24 protein-coding genes are annotated in these 19607 nt (G+C 69.0%); 12 read left to right on the top strand and 12 right to left on the bottom strand.

Features of this window, described 5'->3' with window-relative positions:
- The first annotated feature begins 61 nt into the window (after positions 1-61).
- Positions 62-160: a LuxR C-terminal-related transcriptional regulator gene (locus ABD899_RS14130; protein ID WP_345207089.1), complete on the top strand. Its 99-nt coding sequence runs from the start codon at positions 62-64 to the stop codon at positions 158-160.
- An 889-nt stretch (positions 161-1049) separates the two neighbouring features.
- On the opposite strand, the gene ABD899_RS14125 is transcribed toward ABD899_RS14130, so the two are convergent.
- The 10 genes from ABD899_RS14125 to ABD899_RS14080 all read right to left on the bottom strand — a co-directional run bounded on the left by ABD899_RS14125 (position 1050) and on the right by ABD899_RS14080 (position 10104).
- The gene (locus ABD899_RS14125; RefSeq protein WP_345207087.1) at positions 1050-2426 is read right to left on the bottom strand and encodes a multicopper oxidase family protein; all 1377 of its coding nucleotides are present in this window, start codon (positions 2424-2426) and stop codon (positions 1050-1052) included.
- A gap of 148 nt (positions 2427-2574) precedes the next feature.
- Entirely contained in the window at positions 2575-2799 is a 225-nt protein-coding gene (locus ABD899_RS14120; protein ID WP_345207085.1) for an SHOCT domain-containing protein, read from the bottom strand.
- Positions 2800-3171: 372 nt separating this feature from the next.
- Complete coding sequence (locus ABD899_RS14115) at positions 3172-3789, bottom strand: peroxiredoxin family protein (protein ID WP_345207083.1); 618 nt, start codon at positions 3787-3789, stop codon at positions 3172-3174.
- 18 nt (positions 3790-3807) lie between these two features.
- Positions 3808-4794 carry a cytochrome c biogenesis CcdA family protein gene (locus tag ABD899_RS14110; RefSeq protein WP_345207081.1) on the bottom strand — a complete coding sequence of 329 codons (987 nt, stop codon included), beginning with the start codon at positions 4792-4794 and terminating at the stop codon, positions 3808-3810.
- A gap of 2 nt (positions 4795-4796) precedes the next feature.
- Positions 4797-5063: a glutaredoxin family protein gene (locus ABD899_RS14105; protein WP_345207110.1), complete on the bottom strand. Its 267-nt coding sequence runs from the start codon at positions 5061-5063 to the stop codon at positions 4797-4799.
- A gap of 187 nt (positions 5064-5250) precedes the next feature.
- Positions 5251-7551, bottom strand: coding sequence for a heavy metal translocating P-type ATPase (locus ABD899_RS14100; RefSeq protein WP_345207079.1), 2301 nt, complete (start codon positions 7549-7551; stop codon positions 5251-5253).
- A gap of 42 nt (positions 7552-7593) precedes the next feature.
- Positions 7594-7815 (bottom strand): heavy-metal-associated domain-containing protein, encoded by a 222-nt coding sequence (locus ABD899_RS14095; RefSeq protein WP_345207077.1) that lies wholly within the window; start codon positions 7813-7815, stop codon positions 7594-7596.
- A 41-nt stretch (positions 7816-7856) separates the two neighbouring features.
- On the bottom strand, positions 7857-8165 hold the full coding sequence (locus ABD899_RS14090) for a metal-sensitive transcriptional regulator (RefSeq protein WP_345207075.1): 309 nt from the start codon (positions 8163-8165) through the stop codon (positions 7857-7859).
- 65 nt (positions 8166-8230) lie between these two features.
- Positions 8231-9370, bottom strand: a complete 1140-nt coding sequence (locus ABD899_RS14085) for a sensor histidine kinase (protein WP_345207073.1) — start codon at positions 9368-9370, stop codon at positions 8231-8233.
- Positions 9367-10104, bottom strand: coding sequence for a response regulator (locus ABD899_RS14080; protein ID WP_345207108.1), 738 nt, complete (start codon positions 10102-10104; stop codon positions 9367-9369). The genes ABD899_RS14085 and ABD899_RS14080 overlap by 4 nt, the downstream gene beginning before the upstream one ends.
- A gap of 170 nt (positions 10105-10274) precedes the next feature.
- Between ABD899_RS14080 and ABD899_RS14075 the strand changes: the two genes are divergently transcribed.
- The 3 genes from ABD899_RS14075 to ABD899_RS14065 all read left to right on the top strand — a co-directional run bounded on the left by ABD899_RS14075 (position 10275) and on the right by ABD899_RS14065 (position 11418).
- Positions 10275-10517, top strand: coding sequence for an SHOCT domain-containing protein (locus ABD899_RS14075; RefSeq protein ID WP_345207071.1), 243 nt, complete (start codon positions 10275-10277; stop codon positions 10515-10517).
- Between the two features lie 127 nt (positions 10518-10644).
- Positions 10645-10857: a hypothetical protein gene (locus ABD899_RS14070; protein ID WP_345207069.1), complete on the top strand. Its 213-nt coding sequence runs from the start codon at positions 10645-10647 to the stop codon at positions 10855-10857.
- Positions 10858-11280: 423 nt separating this feature from the next.
- The gene (locus ABD899_RS14065; protein ID WP_345207067.1) at positions 11281-11418 is read left to right on the top strand and encodes a hypothetical protein; all 138 of its coding nucleotides are present in this window, start codon (positions 11281-11283) and stop codon (positions 11416-11418) included.
- A 113-nt stretch (positions 11419-11531) separates the two neighbouring features.
- Here ABD899_RS14065 and ABD899_RS14060 read toward each other — a convergent pair whose 3' ends face one another.
- Complete coding sequence (locus ABD899_RS14060) at positions 11532-11687, bottom strand: hypothetical protein (RefSeq protein ID WP_345207065.1); 156 nt, start codon at positions 11685-11687, stop codon at positions 11532-11534.
- A gap of 262 nt (positions 11688-11949) precedes the next feature.
- Between ABD899_RS14060 and ABD899_RS14055 the strand changes: the two genes are divergently transcribed.
- The 8 genes from ABD899_RS14055 (at position 11950) to ABD899_RS14020 (ending at position 19160) form a co-directional block, all read left to right on the top strand.
- A complete protein-coding gene (locus ABD899_RS14055) occupies positions 11950-14385 on the top strand; it encodes a heavy metal translocating P-type ATPase (RefSeq protein ID WP_345207063.1) in 2436 nt (811 codons plus the stop codon).
- Between the two features lie 163 nt (positions 14386-14548).
- Positions 14549-15046, top strand: a complete 498-nt coding sequence (locus ABD899_RS14050) for a DUF305 domain-containing protein (RefSeq protein WP_345207061.1) — start codon at positions 14549-14551, stop codon at positions 15044-15046.
- Positions 15047-15048: 2 nt separating this feature from the next.
- Positions 15049-15984, top strand: coding sequence for a F510_1955 family glycosylhydrolase (locus ABD899_RS14045; RefSeq protein WP_345207059.1), 936 nt, complete (start codon positions 15049-15051; stop codon positions 15982-15984).
- Between the two features lie 981 nt (positions 15985-16965).
- A complete protein-coding gene (locus tag ABD899_RS14040) occupies positions 16966-17217 on the top strand; it encodes a hypothetical protein (protein WP_345207057.1) in 252 nt (83 codons plus the stop codon).
- Between the two features lie 109 nt (positions 17218-17326).
- Positions 17327-17854, top strand: a complete 528-nt coding sequence (locus ABD899_RS14035; protein ID WP_345207056.1) for a DinB family protein — start codon at positions 17327-17329, stop codon at positions 17852-17854.
- A gap of 128 nt (positions 17855-17982) precedes the next feature.
- Positions 17983-18294: a hypothetical protein gene (locus tag ABD899_RS14030; protein WP_345207055.1), complete on the top strand. Its 312-nt coding sequence runs from the start codon at positions 17983-17985 to the stop codon at positions 18292-18294.
- Positions 18295-18296: 2 nt separating this feature from the next.
- Entirely contained in the window at positions 18297-18608 is a 312-nt protein-coding gene (locus ABD899_RS14025) for a hypothetical protein (protein ID WP_345207054.1), read from the top strand.
- A gap of 192 nt (positions 18609-18800) precedes the next feature.
- On the top strand, positions 18801-19160 hold the full coding sequence (locus tag ABD899_RS14020; protein ID WP_345207053.1) for a hypothetical protein: 360 nt from the start codon (positions 18801-18803) through the stop codon (positions 19158-19160).
- A gap of 286 nt (positions 19161-19446) precedes the next feature.
- On the opposite strand, the gene ABD899_RS14015 is transcribed toward ABD899_RS14020, so the two are convergent.
- Positions 19447-19578 carry a hypothetical protein gene (locus ABD899_RS14015; protein ID WP_345207052.1) on the bottom strand — a complete coding sequence of 44 codons (132 nt, stop codon included), beginning with the start codon at positions 19576-19578 and terminating at the stop codon, positions 19447-19449.
- Between the last annotated feature and the right edge of the window lie 29 nt (positions 19579-19607).

Raw genomic sequence — 19607 nt, 5'->3', positions numbered from 1 at the left:
CACCGTCCACGTCGCGAGCATCGACCACTGGCTCAGACGACTTTCGTAACAGGTCCTAGGCGTGAGCCTGAAGACCGTGCAGAACCACGTCTCCCAGGTCCTGGCCAAGATGCAGGTCCAAGACCGCACCCAAGCCGCACTGCGCGCTCGAGGGCTGTAACCACAGGCGACGACTCGACCACCCGTACCAGGCACGATGGCTTGGCCCATGGGTGACGGGTGGTTCGCGCTCTACGCACGTGGACCTCACCGTCGGCGCATAGCGCCAACTCCTCCCACTCGGCCTCGGAACGGCGATCCTCGCGAGAAGCGTCTCGCTGTTGTCGGCAACACCTGAAAACTTGATCAGTGAGCTACGCGAAGTTCGGGCTGAGGTAACTGCAACGTCGCCAAGTATCTGGGCGAAGTCGCAAGGCTTAGCGGGCGAACAGGCGGCGCAGAGACGCACCTCGATGTTCTCGCTCATGCCGAATGTCGGACGTTTCGCGATCGCTGACTTGTGGTCACTTTGAGCGGACTCGAGCGGCCCGAGCCCTTGTCAGAGCGGATGCGGTTCGGTGCACTCAACGCGATGCAGAGGCAAGCTCAGCCGCGCCCCCGGCATCGCACACAGCCCAGGAGCAACGTCGGGATGTACCGCCTCGCGGATGACGTGGCCGGGAGCAGTGGTGAACGAGTCAGACGAGGTGGCAGGCCACACCTCTCGCGGCAGTGCCGAAGGCTGTTGCGGATTGCGGACTCCGTCGGTGCCCGACTCCACTTCGGCAGGGGGCCACCTGGAGATCTCCAACCAGGCACAGGTCGACATGATCGACCGCGTCGAGGTCAGGCGGCGTGGCGGCGGACACCTGCTCGTCGCCTTCGAGGTGGCGGATGCCGCTTCGATCACCGGCAAGCTGGTGGATGCCGGCGCCCAGCTGGACGCGGCACCGACTCGCACGCCGTTCTGGGTGAGCCCGGCCTCGTCCCCCAGTAGTCTGCACGACCACCGTGTTCCAGGAGCAGGACGTCCCCGCGATGATCGCCTGATCGACCGCCGCGAGACGGGGTCAACCACGTGCTGGTCCCGCCTCCACGATGCCCATCATCCCCTGGTCCTCGTGGTCGAGGACGTGGCAGTGGTAGACGGTGCGGCCGCCGAAGTCCGCGAAGCGGATCCGCACCGTCACCTGTGACCGGGCGGGGACGATGACGACGTCGCGCCAGTCGGGCCGCCCCGTGGGGTCCACGTCGGCGGAGGCCACGACCTGCATCGGCCACACGTGCAGGTGGAAGGGGTGGTCCATCGGCGAGGCGTTTGCGATCGTCCACTCCTCGACGGCGCCCAGGGCCACGGACTGGTCTACGCGCTCGGGATCGAACTCTTGGCCGTCGAAACCGAATGTCATGCCTCCGCCGCCTCCCATCCCCATGCCCATGCCCATGCCCATGCCCATGCCCATGCCCATGCCCATGCCCATCGTGAAGGTGATGGTCCGCCGACCGTCCACAGCCTCGCCGCGCAGGTCGGCGACCTCGGTGACGGGGCGATCACCACGCGTCGGGAGTGCCGTGGCGCCGGCGCCCGTGGTGTCGTCGGTGACCTGTACCGTCGCGAGGACGGTCTCGGCCGAGGTCGCGGTGGCGCCCCGGCCCATCATCCCCATGCCGCCCCGGTCGTGGCCGAGGGTGCGCAGGGTGAAGGTGCCGGCAGCCACGGGCTGCACGAGCAGGTCGACGCGGTTGCCCGGGGCGAGGACGACGGTGTCCCGCTCGTCAGGGTGGCCGAGGGCCTGTCCGTCGTAGCCGAGGAACGCCCAGGTGTGCTCGTCCAGTGCGAGCTCAAGGAACCGGGAGGTGCAGGCGTTCACGACACGCCAGCGCTCCGGGGAGCCGGCGCTGACGTCGATGCGCGGACGCAGCTGACCGTTGACCAGGACGAGCTCGCCCTCGCGCCCTTGCATGACCTGCTCCCGGCTGACCGCGGCGACCTCACCGTCACCGGTCAGGGTGGTGTCGCTGACCACCAGCACCCGCTCCCGCTGCTCTCCCGAGTCGTCTGCCTCGGCCACGAGCAGCGCCCCGAACAGTCCGCCGAACATCTGGTCGGCCACAATGCCGTGGTGGTGCGGGTGGTACCAGAACGTCCCGGTGGGGTGGTCGGCTGGGATGGCGTACTCGTAGCGCGCGCTGTGTCCGGGCTCGACCATGCGGAAGACGTTGTCGCTGTTCCCCTCCGGTGACACGTGGAGCCCGTGGGTGTGCAGGTTCGTGGTGGCGTCAAGGTCGTTCGCCAAGGTCACACGCAGCACGTCCCCGGGGGCGACTCGAAGGGTCGGGCCAGGGCTCGTGCCGTTGTAGCCCAGGGCCTGGGTGCGCCGCCCGGCCATCACCACACCGGCGGCCGCTGTCAGCTCCACCTCGAGGACCCCTCCTCGGCTGGCCATGACCGGAGGTTCGCGCAGAGGTTGGTCCGCCCGCGGCTCGAGAGCGGCGGACGCCGGCGCGACCAGCAACCTCCACGTCCCAACTCCTCCAATGACCGCCGAGGCCGCGCCGAGCGTCGCGACCTGCAGGGCACGGCGGCGGCCGATCTCAGTGCTCATCCAGCACGCGCACCCGTTCGCGATACTCCTGCTCGGTGAGTTCCCCGCGCGCGAAGCGCTCCTGCAGAATCTCGCGCGCCCGTTCGTGCCCACTCGGTCCATGGCGCCCACCGCCGGTGCCGGCCCGCGACAATCCCCAGACCAGGGCGGCAACCCCAGCGAGGAGCAATACGGGCCAGATCCACCCGAACCCCATGCCGAAACCGTTCATCATGGCGACCACCTTCTTTGCGCAATCGTACCCCCGGGGGTATGACGGCGAAGGTCCGCGGCCAGCAGCACGGCCTCCGAGCGGCGAAGCCGCCTCCCAAGGCGGCTCCACGAGATGCCGCTACGCGCTGGGGTCCGTACCCCTCGCGGGGTCGGGGACGTGACGCCTGACCGGGTCCGGGGGTACCGCCGGTGGGCAGCAGGGTTGGACGCGAGCCCGGCCGGTGACCATGGCAAGGAGGAGCAGGACGAACGGTGCGAGGGCAACTGCTCCCAGCATGTAGCGCATCGTGGTCTCCTCGACGGTTGGCGTGTTGGTGAGCCTATGTGGCCGGCACGCGTGACCACCACGGCCATGGGCACGGCGGGGGCCGGTTCAGGTCGCAAGGCGGGCGCGCAGCTCGGTCATGAGCTGGTCGGGGGAAAGCCACATCGAGGGGTACTCGCCGTACCAGCGCTGTTCTCCGGCTTTGTCGATCAGCACGAAGCTGTGCCCCGGCAGGCCGGCGTGCATGCCCTTGCCGAGGGTGCCGTAGGCCTGTGAGACGGTGCCGTCGTCCAGCAGGAAGGGTGTGGCCACGCCGTTGGCTTTCATGTCGTCGGTGATCTGCTCGCGGGTGTTCATGACGATCGGGAGCACCGTGACGTTCAGGTCCTTCAGGGCGGCGGCCTCCTTCTCGATTTCGGCCATCTGCACCAGGCAGGACTGGCAGCCGGCGCCCTCGTTGAAGTAGAGGACGACGTTGCTGCCGCGGTAGTCGGACAGCGCCACCTCTTGGCCCGTGGTGTCGGTGAGGGTGAAGTCCGGGGCCGTCTTGATCGCTGTGGAGGACTCGGGCTGCGACGTCGCGAGCATGAACCCGACGATGCCGAGGAGAACGACCAGGACGGTCGCCCAGGCCGCCGCGAGCCGGCCGCGGTGACCGTGCTCGGCGGCCTGTGCCACTTCCGCGACCTTGGCTTGGCGGTGTTCTCGCGCTGCCTTCGTGGACATCGGTACTCCTCGGTGTGGTCAGTGGTGGTCGTGTGGGTCGTCGATACCGGCGGGGGCGCCGCTGGGTGCGTGGCAGGCGTGGGTGGTGTCAGCGTCCGGGACCTCGGCCGGCTGCTCGCTGCGGTGGACCTCGCCGGGGGACAAACGGCGGCGGCGGTCCCTCAGGGTGGCGACGACGAAGACTGCAGCGATGGCGAGCACGGCCAGCCCCAGCAGCGGCTCGGGCACGGGGGCCACCCATGCCTCGATCCGCGAGAACAGGCTCGCGAGGGCTCGCCCCATGCCGACCTGGAAGCCGGGCCCGCTGGTCATGGTGCCGGTGCCGGCCAGGTAGAGCACGAAGCCGCCCATGACGGCGAAGGCCGCGGCGACCCCGACGTTGATCGTGTTGGTGTGCAGCGTGTGGCCCGCGGTCCGCAGCGTGACCGGCTTCGCCGTCAGGAAGCGTCGCTCGCCGAGCCGGTAGCGGTCCCACACCAAGGCCATGACAAAGAGTGGGAAGACCATGCCGAAGGTGTAGGCCAGCCCTAGGGTGAGGCCCCCCACGACCGAGCCGGACAGGGCGGAGAGGGTCAAGACGCCAGCGAGGACGGGGGCGCAGCAGCTGCTGGCGACGCCGGAGAAGACGCCGAGGCCGAAGAAGCTCAGGGCGTCCCCGCTGCTGGTGTCCGGGGCCCGCAGGAACCGTGGCAGCGTCATCATCCGCCCGGACAGGCTGAGCGCCGCCAGGGCGAGCATGAGTGCGCCCCCCGCGTAGTACAGCGGTTGGTGGTAGTTGGCGATGGCGGAGGCCACCAGGCTGATGCCCAAGGTGATGGGCACCAGGACGAGCGCGAGCCCGGCGGCGAACACGAAGGTCAGGGGCAGGAGTCGCCAACGTCGGTTCTTCACCGCGACCGCCAGGTAGCTGGGGGCCAGGAAGACGATGCAGCACGGGGCGAAGAGTGCGACCCCGCCGGCGAGGAACGCCGCCAGAACTGAGCCGGTGGTGAGAAGCTCGCCCATCGTCAGGCGCCGGTCGTGATGTGAGGTCGCTCAGCACACTTGCGCAGGTGCCGGGCCAGCTTGCGCCGGGGAAGCCGGCCTTGGCTGAAGAAGGCGCCGTCGACCAGGACGAGCGGGCTCATTCCTGCACCGTGCCGTCGCATGAGGTCCTGGCCGGCGGGGTCGCGCACGTCGAGCGTGGTCACCTCTAGTGGGTGGCCGTCCCCGGTGAGCTGCTCGAGCGCCTGGTGCGCGTCAGCACAGTAGTGACAGGAGGGGGACTCGACCACGGTGACCTTGATGGGCCCGTGGGGCGGGCCTGGATGCGTGGACAACGGGGCCTCCTCGACGACGGTTCATCGGATGCTTCGAGCATCGCGGGGCCACCCGGTGGTCACCGTCGAGGTTCGGTCAAGATTCGCTGAAGATGCCGTCTGCCGAACCGATTTCGCGATCGGCTCGGCAGATCGGGACATGTCAGCGGGAGGGGTCGAACCGTCGCAGGCGCAGGCTGTTGCTGACGACGAACACGGAGCTGAAGGCCATGGCAGCGCCCGCGATGAGGGGGTTGAGCAGGCCGAGGGCCGCGAGGGGCAGAGCGGCCACGTTGTAGGCGAACGCCCAGAAGAGGTTGCCCTTGATGGTGCCCAGCGTGGCGCGGGCGAGGCGGATCGCGTCCGGCGCGGCCCGCAGGTCTCCGCTGACCAGGGTCAGGTCGGAGGCCTCGATCGCGACGTCTGTGCCGGTCCCCATGGCCAGGCCCAGGTCGGCCTGCGCAAGGGCCGCTGCGTCGTTGACGCCATCGCCGACCATGGCGACGACGGCACCCTCGCGCTGCAGGCGCTTGACGACGTCGACCTTGTCCGACGGCAGCACATCGGCGATGACGTCCTCCGCGTCGATGCCGACCTGGCGCGCGACCTCGCGGGCTGCTCGTTCGTTGTCGCCGGTGAGCAGCACCGGGCGCAGCCCGAGGCGCTGGAGGTCGGCGATGGCAGCGGGTGAGCTGTCCTTGATGGTGTCGGAGACGACGATCACCGCCCGGATGCTGCCGTCCCAGGCGATCCAGACCGGTGTGCGGCCCTCGGTCTCGGCGGACTCGGCCAGCTCGACCAAGTTGGCGGGGGCGGTCAGGGACCACTGCTCGGCGAGCCAGGAGCGGCGGCCAGCCTGGGCGGCGTGCCCGCCCACGACGCCGGTGACGCCGTTGCCGCCGTGCCCGGTGAAGTCCTGGACGGTTGCCAGGTCGAGGCCGGTCTCGCTGGCGTGCTTGGCGATGGCGCGACCGATGGGGTGTTCGGAGGCGTCTTCGAGGGCGCCGGCAATGGCGAGCACCTGCTCGAGTGGCTGCCCTTGGGCCGGGTGGACCTGGCTCACGCCCATGTGCCCGGTGGTCACGGTTCCGGTCTTGTCGAGGACGATGGTGTCGACGCGGCGGGTGGACTCCAGGATCTGTGGGCCCTTGATGAGGATGCCGAGTTGTGCGCCCCGGCCGGTCCCGACGAGCAACGCTGTGGGGGTGGCCAATCCGAGCGCGCAGGGGCACGCGATGATCAACACTGCGACGGCGGCGGTGAAGGCCGCGGTCGTGGAGTGGCCGGTCAGGAGCCAGGCCGCCAAGGTGACCAGCGCGAGCCCGATCACGATCGGCACGAAGACCGCGGAGACCCGGTCGGCGAGCCGCTGGACGTCCGCCTTGCCGTTCTGAGCGTCCTCGACGAGTCGGGCCATCTGAGCGAGCTGGGTGTCGGAGCCGACGCGGGTGGCCTCCACGACCAGGCGTCCTCCGGCGTTGACCGTCGCACCGACCACGGTGTCGCCGGGGGCGACCTCGACGGGGACGGACTCGCCGGTGAGCATGGCGGCGTCGATGGCCGAGGTGCCGCTGATGACCCTGCCGTCGGTGGCGACCTTCTCGCCCGGGCGTACGACGAACCGGTCGCCGACAGCCAGCTGCGACACCGGGATCCGGATCTCGGCGGGTCCCTGTGGGCCGTCCCGGAGCACGGAGACGTCCTTGGCGCCCATGTCCAGCAGGGCACGCAGCGCGGCACCGGAAGTGCGCTTGGCCTTGGCCTCGAAGTATCGGCCGGCGATGATGAAGGTCGTCACCGCGGCGGCGACCTCAAGGTACAGGTGGGCCTCTTCGGCTCCCGAGCGGCCCGGGAAGAGGTCGAACGGCATCCGCATGCCAGTCATGCCGGCGTCGGTGAAGAACAGGGCCCACAGCGACCACAGGTACGCCGCTCCAACGCCGACTGAGATGAGGGTGTCCATCGTGGCCGCGCCGTGGCGCAGGTTGGTCCAGGCCGCACGGTGGAACGGCAACGCCCCCCACACGACGACCGGGGAGGCCAACGTCAGGGAGAGCCACTGCCAGTTGTCGAACTGCAGGGCCGGGACCATCGACATCAGCAGCACCGGCACGGTCAGCACGGCGGAAACGACCAGGCGCTGGCGCCAGGCGGCGGCCTCCTCGTCCTTGGCGCGCTGCGCAGCATCCTCTGCGGGAGCGCCCGTGGTGTCCGAAGCCGGTGGGGCGGGCAGGATCGCGGAGTAGCCGGTGGCCTCGACGGTGGCGACGAGGTCCGCCGGGTCGACGTCCGACCCGAAGCTGACCTTGGCCTTCTCCGTCGCGTAGTTCACCGTGGCCGTGACACCGGGCATCTTGTTGAGCTTCTTCTCGATCCGGGCGGCGCAGGACGCGCAGGTCATGCCCCCGATGACGAGCTCGACGTCGCGGTCGTGCTGCTGGGTGTCGTCCAGGTGCGTGGTCATTGCTGTCCTTCCGGGCCCGGGTGGCGGGCCGTGCTGCGTGTGTCAGGCGGTGGCGAGGTGGTAGTCGCCCGCCTCGTCGAGGGCCGCGGCGACATCGGTCTCGCTGACCGGGACCGCACTGGTGACGTTCACCGTGGAGGTGCCACCGGCGACGAGGTCGACGCTGACGACGGTGACGCCGGCGATCTCTTTGATCTCGCTGCTCACGGCGTTGACGCAGTGGCCGCAGGTCATGCCGGTGACGGGAAAGGTCTGGGCGCTCATCGTGGTGTCTCCCTCGGGTGCTGCTGGTCGGTGATTGGTTTTCAGGATCGGACGAGTCGAGCGATGGCCGAGGACGCCTCGTTCAGCTTCTCCTCGAGGTCTACGGGGTCCTTCACTGCATGGACCAGGCAGTGCCGCAGGTGGTCATCCAGCAGCCCCAGGGCGACCGCCTCCAGCGCCTTGGTGGCAGCTGAGACCTGGGTGAGGATGTCGATGCAGGAGGTGTCGTTCTCGACCATCCGCTGCAGCCCGCGGACCTGTCCTTCGATTCGGCGCAGCCGGGTGAGGTGGCTGTCCTTGTCGTCGATGTAGCCGGGGATCGTGGCGGGGTGGGCGGGCTGGTCAGTCATGGCGGTCCTTCCCTCATCCTCGTCAACGATACCCCCGGGGGGTGTATTCCTGTGGGTGGCTGCTGTCAGCCGTGGGCGGCCGGCAGGCGGATGCTGAACGTGGCGCCCTGCCCCTGGCCGGCGCTGTGCACCGACAGGCCACCGCCGTGCGCTTCGACCAGGGCGCGGCTGATCGTCAGGCCGATGCCGCTGCCGCTACTGCCGGGCTGATGGCGGCGGGCGGGGTCCGCGCGGTAGAACCGCTCGAAGACGTGCGGGAGGTGCTCGGGGGTGATGCCCTCGCCGGTGTCGGTCACGTCCAGCTCCACCCAGTGGTTGTCCGGACGGGTCGCCGAGAGCCAAACAGAGCCGCCGGGCGGGGTGTGCCGCAGCGCATTCTCGAGCAGGTTCGCCAGGACCTGCCCGATGCGCTGGGGGTCGACGTGGACGTCCGGGACTGCACCGCTGGCCTCGACGGCGAGCCGCACCTGCCCGGCGTCATAGGCGTCCTGGGCTGCGGCCGCCGCTGACTCCAGGAGCACCTGAGGGTTGGTTCGGACCGGACGCGAGTCCAGCTGACCCTCCTCAGCGCGCGAGACGGCACTGATGTCCTGCGCCAGGCGATGCAGCCGCTGGGTGCCTCCGTGCAGGGCAGCCAGGGTGGGCTCGTCAAGCGTCCGCACGCCGTCCTCGAGGGCCTCCAAATGCGCCTCGATGGTTGCCAGCGGGGTGCGCATCTCGTGGGCGAGGTCGGCAAGGATGCGGCGCCGTGTGCCCTCGACGTCACCCAGGCGCTCGGCGAGGTCGTTGATGGTGGTGGCCAGCTGGTCGAACTCAGGTCCCAGGCCCGGGTTGGGGACGCGCGCACCGAACTGTCCCTCGGCGATCCTGGCCGCGGCGTGCGAGACGTGCGTGGTGGAGCGCTGGACCCGGCGGGTGAAGTAGCCCGTGACCAGCAAGGCCATCAGGACCGAGGTCAGCAGTGCGACGGCCATCGAGATGATCAGCGCAGAGCTGAACGCCTCCTCGATGTGCACGGTCTCCGCCGCGGAGTGCCCCGCGCCGGCCTGGACGAGGTGGTCGTGGAAGATGCCGGGGGCGACGAGGGAGGCCACCACCCAGGATGTGGCGGCGCCGGCCATCAGCACCATGGCCTGCGCGACGAGCAGTCGGGTGGACAGGCCGGCATCGGTCCGCTGCCTGGCGAGCCAGGTCTGCGCGCTCACTCGCCCGTGCCCATCCGGTAGCCGACCCCGCGCACGGTGCGGATGAACCGTGACGCGTTGGCCTCGTCGGCGAGCTTGCGGCGCAGGTGCCCGATATGGACGTCGACCAGGTGCTCGTCGCCGACCCAGGTCTGCCCCCAGACGGCATCGATCAGCTGGCGTCGGCTGTAGGCCAGGCGGGGGCGCTCGGACAGCACGGCGAGGAGGTCGAACTCGGTGCGCGTCAGGGCGACCGGCTCGTCGTCAAGCCACACGTCACGTCCCGTCGGGTCGATGGTCAGCGGTCCGAACGCCCGGAACCCGGCGTCATCGGGCGCCGGTGCGCCGATGGGGCGCGGGCGCCGCAGCATGGCACGCAGACGGGCGACGAGCTCGCGAGGGCTGAACGGCTTGGTCAGGTAGTCGTCCGCCCCGACAGACAGCCCGATCAAGGTGTCCACCTCGTCGCTGCGTGCGGTGAGCATCACGACGTAGGCGTCGGAGAAGGTGCGCAGCTGGCGACAGACCTCGAGGCCGTCCTGACCGGGCAGACCGAGGTCGAGCACGACGATGTCCGGGTCGACCTCGCGCGCCCTGTCCACGGCATCCAGGCCGTCATGGCTGAGGTGGACCTCGAAGCCTTCTCGCTCGAGGTAGCTGCCGATCACCCTCGCCATCTCGACCTCGTCCTCCACGACGAGCGCCCTGACGGCAGCTCGTGCCGGTGAGCCGGCGTCGCCGGTCGCCGACCGCATGAGGGGATCCTTGTCAGGCATGCCGCCATCGTCGCAGCCACCGGGCGTGGTTCCCGGACGAGCGGGGGCCGCAGCGCACATCTTCAGCGAACCTTCACGGAACCGCGACCGCGCAGCCGGGGGTGGACGAGCAGGGTCGACTCATCGACTTCTTGGGAGAGGTGAGGACCATGATGTGGGGCAACGGCATGGGCTGGGGTGCATGGGTCCTCATGGCACTGACCACGGTGGGCTTCTGGGCCTTGGTCGTCTTCGGGATCGTGGCGCTGTTCCGCGGCACCGGCGGTGCCGGCCCGCGCGACCGTGACCCCGAGCGTTCGGCCCGCCAGATCCTCGACGAGAGGTTCGCCCGCGGCGAGATCGACGCCGAGGAGTACCACTCGAGGCAGAGTCTGCTTCCCCCGGCGCGTTGATGGCACGGCGAGGACGCTCCGAGACGACGTCCGTTGAAACCACCAGCCGCACGCCGGCCATCCACCACCGACACCTGGTCACGTAGCGCCACTCCGTTCCGAACACCACCGAGAAAGAGGACAAGTCATGACACGTTTCGCACTCCGAGCCGCCGCCGCAACAGCATTCGTCGCGCTGGGCGCGGTCCTAGCATCAGGGTCGGCATCCGCAGCGCCCGCAGACGCCGCGGCCTACGGCCAGCACGTGCGCGACTGCCCACAGAGCATGGGCTTCGACCACCACCACAACCCGGGCATGCACCAGGGCATCACGATGTGGGACCCCGCCCACACCTGCTGAGCCACGCCGGTAGGCCGCCGTTGCACATTTGGCACCGGCGGCGTGGGGCTACGTCACTGGTTGGGTCTGGCGCCTGCTGCCGCTGACGATCACTGGGGTCTTGGCGCTGGCCGTCCTCAGTATCCCTGCACCCCCGAGCGCAGCTCCGACTCCAGCCCGGGCACAGCTCGGCCTGCGCCCCCAGACCGCCACGCTCTCCGGCATGGGAACCTGGCGGCGAAGAGCCGTGTGCGAGCGCGCGAAGCCCGATCACCACACCCGAATCCCGAAAGGAAGCCCGCCATGAATGACCACCTGACGCACCCCGCCGGACACGGTGCGCACCCCGACGCGCCACCGACTGGAAGAACCGGTGAGACGGGACCCGCTCTGGCCTCCGAGACGCCCCAGTCATCACGGGGCCACCGCCTGATGATGATGGTGATGTGCGTCCCCATGCTGGTGATCGTCGCCGTCCTGGTCGCCACCGGCGTCGCAGGAGCGGGAGCAGTGGTCTCCGCGCTGTTCTGCGTCGCGATAATGGCGGCGATGATGATGCTCATGCCGGGACACCGCCGCTAGGCGCGTTTCCTCGCACCCTGCTGATCTGAGGCGATGGACGCTTCGGGCGCAGGCCTTTCCGGAGATCGAATGGGACGCAGACCTCCGGACCACTGTCTTCATTGACCGCCGCGTCATCGCATGCGAATGGCAGCGAGCAGTGCAACCACAGCCGCCAGCAGTCCAACCACCGACACCGCAGTGCTCGTCAGGTCGGTAAGCAGCAGCAGTAGAGACGCTGCGGCCATGAAGATCCCTAGTTGGATCACCAGGAACTTCGCGTACGACATGAGACTCCCGAAGGGTTGACGTCTGGCTCCCCGACCCGGGGTTCCGACTGAGGATGGCAGTCAAGAGCCATATGCCCCTGCTACTGAACCGGTCCCACCCTCAGCCAGTTCTTGGGTTGGTCAGGACAGAAGGCAGACAGTCACCGGAAAGCGCTTGGCCCCAGAGTCGCCAAGAACGCGCGACACCTAAGGAAATACCCCTAGGGGGTATCGCGTTGTCCGACTCGAAGGACGTTGCCGACCCAGGAGAAGTGAGTGCGCCATGAGCCAGACCACCGTTCTGCACGTGGGAGGACTGCACTGGGCGACTAGTGAGCATGCCATCGAGTCCACCTTGGTGCGCCGTGCCGGCGTCGAGTCTGTCGAGGCGAACGCCGCGAACCAGAGCGCCACGGTGACGTACGACCCGGACATGACCTCCGTGGCCGAGCTCGCGGGGTGGGTGCGCGACTGCGGCTACCACTGCGCTGGGCGCTCCGTGCCGATGCACGTCTGCGAGCCGATGGGCGAGTCCGCAGTTCACGAGGCGGCTGCTACCCACGGGCTTCATGCTGACGTGGCGACGGCCGACGCCGCAGGCCGCCACGCAGCGCACGGCGCCGGGCCGACCGCCATGAACCCCGCTGAGCACTCCGCCCAGGAGATGATGGGGCACGGTGGGCACGGCGGGATGTCGATGGACGACATGGTCCGCGACATGCGCAACCGGTTCGTCGTGGCGGCGGTGCTGACGATGGGGATCGCGCTGTGGTCGCCAATGGGGCGCGACATGCTTGGCTTCTCGGTGCCCGCGCCGTTCGGGTTGAGCGACGAGGTCTTCGCGCTGCTGCTGAGCCTGCCCGTGGTCTTCTACTCGGCCTGGATCTTCTTCGACGGCGCCTACCGTGCCCTGCGCAACCGCACCCTGGACATGATGGTGCTCGTCGCGGTCGCGGTCGCTGCGGGGTGGCTCTACAGCGTCGGCATCACGCTGACCGGTGGCGGTGAGGTGTTCTACGAGGCCGCGGCGATGCTCACGGCATTCGTCCTGCTGGGCCACTGGTTCGAGATGCGCGCCCGCGGAGGGGCGAACGAAGCCGTCCGGGCGCTGATGGATCTTGCGCCCCCGATGGCCACCGTGGTGCGCGACGGCACGCCTGTCGACGTCCCGACCGCCGACGTCCAGGTCGGCGACCTCCTCCTCATCCGCCCCGGCGGGAAGGTCCCGGTAGACGGTCTGGTCGAGGACGGCACATCGGAGGTGGACGAGTCGATGGTGACCGGTGAGAGCCTGCCCGTCGCCAAGACCACCGGCTCCTCGGTCATCGGCGCGTCGATCAACACCACCGGGACGCTGCGGGTCCGGGCCACCAAGGTCGGCTCCGACACCGCCCTGGCGCAGATCGTCGAGCTGGTCCAAGAGGCGCAGAACTCCAAGGCCCCCGGGCAGCGCCTTGCCGACCGCGCCGCGTTCTGGCTGGTCCTCGTCGCCCTCATCGGCGGCCTGCTCACCTTCGGGGCGTGGCTCTGGTCCGGCGCCAGTGTGGAGACCGCTCTGCTGTTCGCCATCACCGTCGTGGTCATCACCTGCCCAGACGCCCTGGGGCTGGCCACCCCGACCGCGATCATGGTCGGCACCGGCCTGGGCGCCCAGCGCGGCGTCCTGGTCAAGAACGCCGCCGCACTCGAGGCCTCGGCCCGCATCGACACGGTCGTCATGGACAAGACCGGCACGCTGACCAAGGGCGAGCCTGAGGTCATCGACGTCATAGTCGACGGCATTGACGAGGCCGAGCTGCTCACCCTGGTCGCATCCCTGGAGAACGAGTCGGAGCACCCGCTGGCCGCTGCCATCGTCGGATACGCCGCCCAGCGTGGCGTGGTCCCCGAGCGACCCACCGAGTTCCGCAACGTCCCCGGCCACGGCACGACCGCCCTCGTGCACGACCGCCGGGTCGTCGTGGGCAACCGCAGGCTTATGGACGACGAGGGCGTCGACGCGTCATCCCTCGTGGCCCGCCGGGACGAGCTTGCCGCCAGCGGTCGCACCGCGGTCCTGGTCGCCGTCGACGGCCGGGGCGTCGGGATCATCGGCCTCGCGGATGCCGTGCGCGGCACCTCCGCAGCAGCCGTTGCCGCGCTGCACGAGATGGGCGTGGAGGTCGTCATGCTCAGCGGCGACAACCTGGCGACCGCACGCCGCATCGCCGGGCAGCTCGGCATCGACACCGTCCTCGCGGAGGTGCTCCCCGGTGACAAGGCCGCCGAGGTGGCCAGGCTCCAGCAGGCCGGCCGGAAGGTGGCCATGGTCGGCGACGGCGTCAACGACGCCCCGGCCCTGGCGCAGGCCGACCTGGGGATCGCCATCGGCGCCGGAACGGACGTGGCCATCGAGACCGCCGACGTGGTCCTCATGCGCTCCGACCCCCTCGACGTGCCCACCGCCCTGCGGATCGGCAGGGGCACCCTGCGCAAGATGCGGCAGAACCTGAACTGGGCCATCGGCTACAACGCCATCGCGCTACCCATCGCGGCCGGCGTGTTCGCGAGCTGGGGCCTGGTGCTCCGCCCCGAGATGGCCGCGCTGTCCATGTCCGGGTCCAGCGTCATCGTCGCCGTCAACGCGCTCATGCTCAAGCGGCTGCGACTGCCCCAGGCCCACGCCGAAGGCCCTCCAGCCGAGGCGCCTTCATCAAACCTTCACAGAACCACCGTCTGACCTCCAAGGTCCGTCGTGCAGGCTCGTCGTTCCCGCTCCAGCCCTGACAAGAGGAGATCCTCCCGTGCGCCTGATGTCCCGACGTGCTCTCCCGGCCGCCGCTGCCGTCCTCGTCCTAGGAGTCAGTGCGTGCGGCTCGAGCGATGACTCCACACACGGGTCGATGCCGGCTGGAGGCGGCACCTCCGCCTCCACCTCAGCGGAAACGGCCACCGGGCTCGAGGCCGACGTGAAGTTCGCGCAGATGATGATCCCGCACCACGACCAGGCCGTGGAGATGGCCGACCTCGCCCTGCAGAACGACACGGCGTCAACGGAGGTCAAGGCCCTCGCGGGCCAGATCAAGGCCGCCCAGGACCCCGAGATCCAGACCATGAAGGCATGGCTCAGCCAGTGGGGGGCGCAGGAGAGCAACGGTCCGATGGACCACGGCTCCGGCGGGATGATGAGCGAACAGGACATGAGCACGCTGATGGGTGCCAGCGGCTCCGACTTCAACCAGATGTGGCTCGAGATGATGATCGAGCACCACCAGGGCGCAATCACGATGGCCCAGGACGTGCTAGCGACCACCGCCGACCCTGACGTGGAGAAGCTGGCGACGGCGGTCGTGCAGGGCCAGGAGAAGGAGATCGCCACCATGCAGGGGATGCTCGGCTGATCATGCGAGCGCCCTCCCCGTTGTCGCGACCACCCGGCCTGCTCGTAGTGGTGATCTCCGTCGGTCTGGTAGCGGCCTGCTCGACCCCGCCTGGGGCGCCGCCCCCGCCGGCAGCCACCCCGACCTGGTCGACCGCGGCCCCGAGCCCGGGGCCGGAGAGCCCGGCCGGCGGTGCGCCCTCTACCAGCCCCGGCGCGGACCCGGTCACCTTGCCCTCGGCGCACGTCCACGCCATCGCCCGCGACCCCGGAAGCGGCAAGCTCGTCGTGGCCGCCCACGACGGCCTGTACGTCTACAACGGGACCACACCCGAGCGGGTGGGACCCGTCATCGACCTCATGGGATTCACCGTCGCCGGCCCGGGCCACTACTACGCCTCGGGACACCCCGGCACCGCGACCGACCTGCCGCAACCGGTCGGGCTGATCGAGTCTCGAGACGGCGGGAAGACCTGGAAGGTCCTCTCCCGTGGTGGCCAGTCGGACTTCCACGCCCTGACCACCACCGGCCAGGCTGTCGTCGGATTCGACGGCGCCGTCCGCGCAACGACCGACGGACGGACCTGGGCCGACGGAAACCTCGATTCCCAGCCGCGAACCCTCTCCGGTTCCCGCGAGGGGGCAACGGTTCTCGCCACCACGGAAGAGGGCCTGATGCGGTCCACCGACGGCGGAGCGACCTGGCAACAGATGGACCAGGCGCCCTGGCTGCTGATGGCCGCCTTCGGTGACGCAGACACCGTCGCCGGCCTCACGCCCTACGGGCAGGTCCACACCAGCGCCGACGCCGGCCGGACCTGGCGCGCGACCGATCTCCTCGCCTCAGACGCGCAGGCGCTGTACGCCTCGGGAGAGGGAGAGTCGCTGGAGGTCCTCGTCGCCGACGGCAGCAAAGTCCTCGTCTCCACCGGAGGCCAGCCCTTCCAACCCATGCGTTGAATCAGTGAGTGGTGGCGGGCGGTCGTGGGAAGCCCAGGGCGGGGCGCCGGGCCCCATTGTCCGTCGGCCCTCCCGTAGAGCCATCCTCTTCTGCCGCGGAGCGGGAAAGTGCTCCTGCCGATGTAGAGGATCTTGCGACCTGCCGGGCGGTAGACGCACAAGTGACGCGAGTAACCCTCGTGGACCTGCGGTTGCTGCGGGTGCGAGCGGTCGTATCCCTACAGTGGTTGTGTGACTCAGGCGATGGAAGCCGCGCAATCACCGTCGGCATCCGCGAGGCCCCGACTCACGCACCGGCGCCCCGTACTTGTGGCCATGCTGCTCCTCACCCTCGCAGCCATAGCTTTGCTACTTGCCTGGTTCTTCGCCACGGCACCTCTCACCGGTGTCGAACCCAACGCGGAGTTCATCGACTGCGGCCCAGCGCTGGTTGGGCGGCCCTCACCCTTGCCGGACCCGTCCTGCGCGGACGCTTACGGGCAGGTTGTGCTACTGAGCGTGGTCTTCGGGCTGGCGGGCGTCATGAGTCTCATCGGTGGCGTTTGGCTCCTGGTCCGCGCCTCTACCCGAAAACTCCGGAACCGCTGACTCACGCACATGCCGCGATCCGCTACTCGGTGGGCCGTGCCACCGATTCCTCTGTCGGGTCCCATTCCATGATGCGCCGGAACACCCGATACTCGTCGCGCTGCTCGTCCGTGATGCGGCACTCGGGATCTGAGCACCATCCGGAATCCTCGGGTACGAACCACCGGCTCCGGTCGCGACGAGGCTTCTGCCGCCCCGGCCTTCGTGGCCAGACGTGCGGCACCTTCCAGTCGGCACCACAAACGGGGCAAGGGTGCTCGTTGTCCGGGTAGATCACAACTGCCACGCTAGATCGATCGTCGGACTCGACGCACGCATTTGGCCGCAGCGAGGAAGAGCGGATGGGCGCCGCGCCGTGGGCGTAGCCTTCGAGAACCAAGGGAGGAGGCCACCGTGATCCCGACAATGATCCTCTTCGGCCTGCTGCTCGGGCGGTGGTGGAAGCTCGCGCTGCTCGTCGGCACCTCAGGTTGGACGGTCCTGTTGTGGTCGCAGGGACTTCTCGCCACGCCGACGGAGTTCGTCGGGGCGGCCGTACTGGCGTTGGCCAACACCGCGGTCGGCGTTTTGGTCCACCAGGTCCTGCTGGCGTTCGTGCGTCGTGTCCGTGGTCATCCGCCGACCCAGGTCGAGGCCACACGCTGACGCACTCACATGCCGCCGGTAGTGAGGCTGCGACCCTGTCGAAGAGCGGATGGGACTTGGTCGCGGCGATAGCGTGGAGCCGGGGTTGGTGGCGACCCGGGAGGCAGCCATGGACGAGGACCAGATCTACGCCGAGCTGGATCGTGTCCGGGACGACTACCGAGCACTGCTGAACAGCGCCACCGTCGCCGAACTGCGTCAACCCACCAACGGCACGAAGTGGAACAACGAGCAACTGCTCTTTCACATGCTGTTCGGCTACCTCTTGGTGCGGAACCTTCGGTTCATCGTCTGGGGCTTCTCCCGCCTCCCGGACAGCGCTTCCAGGCGATTCGCATGCGCGCTCAACGCGGGTACCGGCCCGTTCCACGTCATCAACTACGTCGGCTCGCTCTTCGGCGCCCGCGTGTTGGGCTACGCGCGCATGCAGCGGCTGATGGACCGAGCGGTCACCGGCCTCCAAAGGTCCCTTCGAGCGCAGTCGCGTGAGGCCTTGGCTCGAGGCATGCATTTCCCGGTGGGCTGGGACCCCTACTTCAGCGACTTCATGACACTGCTCGAGGTCTACCACTACCCCACCCAGCACTACGACCACCACAGACGACAGCTGACCCTGGCCAGTGCGCGCCGGGGGTGAGCCCGCCACCGTCGCCGCTCGCAGGGAACGCACACGCCGCAGCACTTGGACTGCTGCACGACACGTGGGCGCCGACGCGTGCGATGTGGTCACTTCCTCACGGCGATCAGTGCGCTCACACTGGGCACATGAGCGCCGAACCGGTCACCGCCATCGACCTGCACGCGGACGGGAGCGTCCAGTGCTGGTGCTGCGGCACCATCGACACCCCGGCCCGCATGGTCCACCTCGGCAACCACCCGGAGGTGCACCTCTGCCTGGGCTGCGCCCACTTCGTGCACCAGCAGGCCTGGGAGATTGAGGACGACGGGAACCGACGGCCGGCGGCATTGTTCCGAGACCGGTTCCGCAACCTGCGCGCCTTCGTGATTCGCCGAGGCTGGCACCACAACAGGTTCATCGGCAATAGGCTCCGCTCGCTCGACAAGTACCTCCCGTAGCCATGCAGATCGAGCTGCTGGTTGTGCCTGATTGCCCCCACGATGCCGCTGCCGCCGAACTGATCGCCACCGCCGTGGCGGACACCGGGGTGCAGGCCCAGGTCACGCGCACGGTCGTCACCAGCCAGGACGAAGCGCGGCGACGCGGCTTCGTGGGCTCTCCGACGATCCTGCTCAACGGCACGGACCCGTTCGCAGACCCCGCCGCCCCCGCAGCGATGGCGTGTCGGCTCTACTCCACCCCAGAGGGACTGGGTGGTGTCCCCGCGCTGCGGGATCTGCGCCAAGCGCTCAAGCGAGTAGCCGAAAGCTGATCAACGCAAGGCGCGGCTTCCGCTCATGCCGCGATCCGGGCAGGCGCAGACGACGCGATCAGGCGGCGCTATGACGCACCTGCGCGGTCGCCCTCAGGCCGACAACCGGAGAGATCCCATCCCAACACTGCTCCCTTGCAGCCGATCCTGCCGTGACTTCAGAATTGCCCTGACGACGCGTGAGGAGCATCCATGATCAAACGGATCTGGCGTGGCTGGACCAGCGTGGACAACGCCGACGAGTACGAGCAACTGCTGAACACGACCATCGTTCCGGGCATCACGGCTCGGCGTATCGCGGGCCATCGTGGCACCGAGATCCTGCGAGAACGCGAGGCGGAGGGCACCGAGGTCCAGTTCATCACGATCATGACGTTCGAGGACTGGGATGCCGTCCGGGAGTTCGCCGGCGGTGATGGACTGGGCAGCGTGGTTCCCCCGCAGGCTCGAGCACTGCTGTCGCGGTTCGATCAGCATTCCGCTCACTTCGATGTTGCGGGTGACCACCCAACCGATGGCATCGCTCGAGGCGTACGCGAACCGACGCCCTGATGCAACACGATGGCGGGGGACCTCAAGCTCGGGCCAGGTGTGCGGACCGCAGGCGGCTGTTGAGACGCAGTCAGGCGAGCAGACCGAGCGAGACTGGTGGCCGCACTTCTGCTAGCGGAGAACCGAGGGTGCGATCGCTGCCCGCTCTATTCCAGCACGTCGGCCCAGCCTGACGTAGCGTTGTCAGACCCGGACCCGTATCCGGGCGCCCAGCGAAGGCCACGGCAGCAGTGCCCCAGTGAGCGGCGGGCGGGGATGACAGCGGGTTCGGGTGCCTCGACGAGGCCTATTTCTTGCGGATCTCGCCGATGTCGAGGTGGTTCTTGGCCTCCACCTTGGCGTGCTTTTCGGCCCGCTTCTCCTTGATTGACTTGCTCGCCTTCTTGGCCATGTGTTGTCGAGGTGACTTGTCGGCCATGGCTGTGCTCCCAGCGCTAGGAAGCCTGG

This window comes from Fodinibacter luteus (genome assembly GCF_039541575.1).
Classification (GTDB): Bacteria; Actinomycetota; Actinomycetes; order Actinomycetales; family Dermatophilaceae; genus Fodinibacter; species Fodinibacter luteus.
Note: the sequence above shows the minus strand (reverse complement) of the source record. Positions and strands in the feature narration are given on the sequence as shown.